Origin of the sequence: Pararcticibacter amylolyticus, assembly GCF_003130405.1 — a bacterium.
Classification (GTDB): Bacteria; Bacteroidota; Bacteroidia; order Sphingobacteriales; family Sphingobacteriaceae; genus Arcticibacter; species Arcticibacter amylolyticus.
In genome coordinates, this window is the sequence record NZ_QEAS01000052.1 from 1 (window position 1) to 4,533 (window position 4,533).

Sequence of the window (4,533 nt, forward strand, 5' to 3'; positions counted from 1 at the left end):
GTTAACTTCAATGGAAACGGCACCAATACGTTCATGGGATCAGTTAGTATAGGCGGTTATGATGCTCATGGATACAAGCTTTCTGTTAATGGAAACATCCGGGCTAAGGAAATAAAGGTAGAAGCAGCGAATTGGCCCGATTATGTATTTACCTCCGAGCATAAGCTCTCAGACTTAAAGGAGGTAGAAAATTTTATTCAGAAGAATCAGCACTTACCAGGAATTCCATCAGCATCCGAAATACAGGAAAAGGGGTTAAACGTTGGGGAAATAAACGCAGCCCTTCTGAAGAAAATTGAGGAGCTGACCTTATATGTTATTGAGTTAAAAAAAGAGGTTGAATCTTTAAAAACTAAAAATCAATGAAAAGATCGTATTGCCTGGGGGCCGTTGGCCCAGACCCCTGCTGCCCACTTTCCCCCACAGGGGTGCACTTTTATACCTTTTTGTCGAAGGTGTCCGCACGAGGGGGCGACCGAGTGTCGAACAAGCTCACCAGCGGTCCCGTCTCATTCTGCACCAGGGCCCCTCCAGCACCTCCAGCCCCCCTTGCTTTAAAATCTACGCTTCTTATACTTGTCTATGCCCTTCCCTTTAACACTAACGAGATAAGGAATCAACTTTCTTAAGAATACCTTCCATCTGTCCCTTAAGCTCTTCAATCTGTTCCTGCTGGGTTTTAATCAGCACTTCCTTTTCTTTGTCCATTGAATCTTTCCTGATCAGGTATAAGGTTAGCTCTTCTATCTTCTTCAATAACAGCCGGTTCATTTCCCCCAGATTAATTCCATTATCCAGAACCTCCTTTTCACTGGGTACATCAGGCAGGTGGCGGTGTTTTGCGATATATAGATCTACTTCCTGAAGAGAGGGAAGCAGATAACTTTTATCAAATACATAATCCGGCCATCCATTCATATCTACTTTCACTTCCTTCGTATGAATCGTCCCGTTGACAGATAATCTGGCATCAGGAGCGGTCATTCCTATACCGACATTTCCATCTCCGGTTATACGCATGTGTTCTCTCCAGCCACTTCCAGAAGATGAATTCAAAAACTGCAGTGTCCCGTGGTAAGATTGAATAATTGACGCATCCCCGGTAGATAGATCATTAAATTGAAGAGCAGGACTACGCCCCTCTCCGGGCGAGGAACTGCTGCGTGTAATACTGATATCCGCCCCCATATAGGTATTATCGTTCCCCCCAACTTCCAGTTTAGCACTGGGAGTAGATGTTCCTATACCGACATTTCCATTCTCTATCAAGCGCATGCATTCACGCCAGCCGTTGCCAGAAGAATTAAAGAATTGAAGCTGACCGCGGAATGATTGGATTATAGAGCCACGGCCACTTTCAGTATCTTCTAACTGTATTGTAGGACTTTGTCCAACACCCTGAAGAGAGCCTGACCGCTTAATAACGATATCAGCCCCAACAAAACTTCCGCTATTTCCGTCAATACTAAGTTTGGCAGCTGGATTTTGTGTCCCAATTCCTACGCTTCCGGAATTCAGAAGAACATTATTCCCGGATTGAACCCATTGGGCAGTCACTTTGGACGAAAATCCCAGCACAATAAGTACTGATAAAGTAATTTTGATATTCATTTTTGCCGTTATTTTCAAAAACTATTTATTAATGCACTCCTTTAGGGATCTCACTTCCTGTTGCAGTACCCCAATCAACCGGAGCTGTTCTTCGTTCTTCTTTCCCTGTTCAATTAGGTACAACGTAAGCTCTTCTACCTTCCTCAGAAGTTTTGAATTCATTTCTCCAAGATCTATCCCATTTTCCTTTACATCTTCCGCAACTGGCATTTCCGGCAAATGCTGTTCCCTCCTAACAAACTCATCCAGCTCTTTAAGCGAGAGTCGCTTATATGAAGAATCAAATACATAATCCGGCCATTGAGACTGCAGCTTTACCTTAACAGCCTCAGCAATAATACTTCCTCCAACAGCAAGACGCGACCCAGCAACTGGATTTGTTCCTATAGCAAGTTCGTTGTTTTCGTTCGCTTTCATCAGGTGTTGGTTATTGGAACTATTGAAGATGAAAAATCCGCTATTACTGGCGCCAACATCATAGTAGCCTCCATTCTGCTTATACATAAGCAATTCTGATGAAGTACTTCCATTTGACTTTATAGATAGGTTCCCATTCACACTCCCAGTTCCCGTCGCTTCAAAAGATTTAGCAATTTTAAGATCTCCTGCTCCACTCAAAACCATCGGGTAACTGCTGATAGCCCTGGAACCCCAGTAAAAACTACCATTACTATGAAATCCAAACATCAGTTCCTGCGGTGTGCCAGGTTGATATACAATAGCAGCGTGATGGTCATTCTTCAGTTGCACGAGGTTATAAAATTCATTTATTGAACTTATCGGATTTCTTCCATTCACTTCAAGAGACGAAAAAACAGTCTGAGCAAAAGCAGTATAGGGCATCAATAGGATTATGGCTAGCTGCCAATTCTTTAAGAATAAATACATATTATTGGGTTTTAATGAGTAGTTCTTTTGATAAGTATATTACCTAGAAGATAGGGAAACGTTACGCGTTCCCTCGAAATGCGGAATGCTTATTTTGAGGCTTTCTTTAAAGCCGCTATATCCTTTTCCATTGCCGGAATCTTTTCATTTTGTCTTTTCAAGCTCTCAATTTCCTTTTGTTGATCTATAATGTATAGAGTCAATTCTTCAATTTTCTGCAGCATCTTTGCATTGAGCGCACTTAAGTTTACACCTTCCTTTTTCACTTCAGTTGCAGATGGAATCTCAGGAAGATGCCCATTCTTACTAATATAGGCCGCTAGATTGTTCAGAGTCATGGGTTGATATTGCTTTTCAAACACGTAGTCTGGCCAATTGTCGTTTTCTACTTTAATCTCCCTAGCTCTGATCTGGCCATTTACCGTTAACTTATGAGTTGGATTCGTTGTTCCTAACCCCCAGTTCCCATCTGACCGAAAGAAAGCTAGACTTTCCGGGTCATTTTCAGAGCTCCAGACGAAAGTAGTAGGAATTACGCCTTCCTCTGCAAAATGAGGAACATAGGAGCTCCCACGGTATAGAAAGCTTAAACCCAAATGAAAGGTGGGAGTCTTCACATACACGGTGTATGACCCGACGTCGTTGCTTGTGATGTACCATTTCAATTTCGTGCAAGAGTTACCATTAATAAATAATGTCGGCTTCTGCCAGCTATTTATGGTTTGAGGAAAGGCGAAGTCGACATAAGAGCCTCCCACTCCCTGATAGTCTACGAAATAAACTCTTCCTGAAACACCTCCATAACTCCAGTTACTATTGTTAATAGTAAACAGCTTAAGCCATTTCTCTTCCCCGGTATGGTGGTAGTACTCATATACTTCCAGCCTGGTATCCGTCCCTTTTCCCAGGGTTGTTTGATAAGTTTGAGCAAAAGCGTTTAATTTAAAAAAAGATAAAGTGACAATGAGTAATAAGATTTTCCCTTTCATTTGTGATAATGCTATAACAGGAATCAAATATATAACTACTTCTGACATTTCTGCTTTAAGAAAAATGTCATCGGTTTGCAAAACGAACTAAATCGAACCGTCCTTGCGATAGCTTAGGGAACCTGGAAGAACCATTTAACAATTAAATATATCTCTATGAATTCACAAACCCTCTTTCCTATGATTAACAACAGAATAACGAAGGCCTTTCTTTAGAAAATCTGATCTTAATCACCTTTTTCCGCTTCTATCAAAAACTGCTGGCAACAACCAAATCCAGTTCATACATTAGCATGATAAAACCGTCAATATTAAAACTTGTCTGACCATTTTTTGAACATATATTTTTTGCAAGAAACAAAACTTCTAAGACATCAGATATCTGCCTTAATTAAGGGCTTATTCAGATAAAAGAACTACCTACTAACTTAATTATCATCATAACAATCTTGAAAAGAATGAAAAGAAATCTGTCCCTCACATTATTCTTACTTCTAAGCATCAATCTTTTTTCGCAAATTCACTCAGAACAGAACGGACTGAAAACAACAGTTATCAATGTGGCGACAAACGGAGCAGCCGCCAAAAAATTCGAAATTGCCACATTAGGATTCAATTCCCATCATTGGCAGACCGGAGGCCTGGTAATCATAGAGCTGTTTTGTTCGTCTTATCAAACAGGTTACCAAAAATATATCATTGAGGTCGGATATGATCAGGGAGCACATACAGGAGATCCAGCCCTCAGGCTAGCAGAAGTTCACGGTATCTCCAACGCTGCCCGGATGAGTTTTGGTACGGCTACTAACCTAAATACAGAAATGGGAGGATATATTAACAAATCTATTCCGCTTTATCTGGAACTGGCCAGTTATATGGCATACACAGTGAAGATTACATATCTTCAGGAACGCGTAGACCAAGTCTCAGGATTGAATCACATTAAGATCAATGAGAATCCTGCAGGTACTCCTATCGACGACTTTAGACTTGATCCAACGCTTAATGTTGACTTCACAACGAGTGGCAATCTTTTAGTAAAAGG

General features: G+C 41.0%; 4 protein-coding genes and 1 pseudogene. 2 read left to right on the top strand and 3 right to left on the bottom strand.

The window, feature by feature from the left end; all coding sequences use genetic code 11:
* A pseudogene (locus DDR33_RS24825) lies at positions 1-366 on the top strand (hypothetical protein); the annotation flags it as partial.
* A gap of 234 nt (positions 367-600) precedes the next feature.
* On the opposite strand, the gene DDR33_RS24830 reads toward DDR33_RS24825, so the two are convergent.
* From DDR33_RS24830 to DDR33_RS24840, 3 genes are all read right to left on the bottom strand, one after another.
* Positions 601-1,611: a hypothetical protein gene (locus DDR33_RS24830; RefSeq protein WP_109418482.1), complete on the bottom strand. Its 1,011-nt coding sequence runs from the start codon at positions 1,609-1,611 to the stop codon at positions 601-603.
* A gap of 21 nt (positions 1,612-1,632) precedes the next feature.
* Positions 1,633-2,499 carry a hypothetical protein gene (locus DDR33_RS24835; RefSeq protein ID WP_146198872.1) on the bottom strand — a complete coding sequence of 289 codons (867 nt, stop codon included), beginning with the start codon at positions 2,497-2,499 and terminating at the stop codon, positions 1,633-1,635.
* 89 nt (positions 2,500-2,588) lie between these two features.
* Positions 2,589-3,488, bottom strand: a complete 900-nt coding sequence (locus DDR33_RS24840; RefSeq protein WP_146198873.1) for a hypothetical protein — start codon at positions 3,486-3,488, stop codon at positions 2,589-2,591.
* A 458-nt stretch (positions 3,489-3,946) separates the two neighbouring features.
* Between DDR33_RS24840 and DDR33_RS24845 the strand changes: the two genes are divergently transcribed.
* Positions 3,947-4,533: hypothetical protein (locus tag DDR33_RS24845; protein WP_146198874.1), on the top strand; the 587-nt coding region annotated here is incomplete at its 3' end.

Bases quoted from the DNA above. Each gene is read 5' to 3' on its own strand.
- DDR33_RS24830 (WP_109418482.1), bottom strand. From the start codon at position 1,611: ATGAATATCAAAATTACTTTATCAGTACTTATTGTGCTGGGATTTTCG.
- DDR33_RS24840 (WP_146198873.1), bottom strand. From the start codon at position 3,488: ATGAAAGGGAAAATCTTATTACTCATTGTCACTTTATCTTTTTTTAAA.
- DDR33_RS24835 (WP_146198872.1), bottom strand. From the start codon at position 2,499: ATGTATTTATTCTTAAAGAATTGGCAGCTAGCCATAATCCTATTGATG.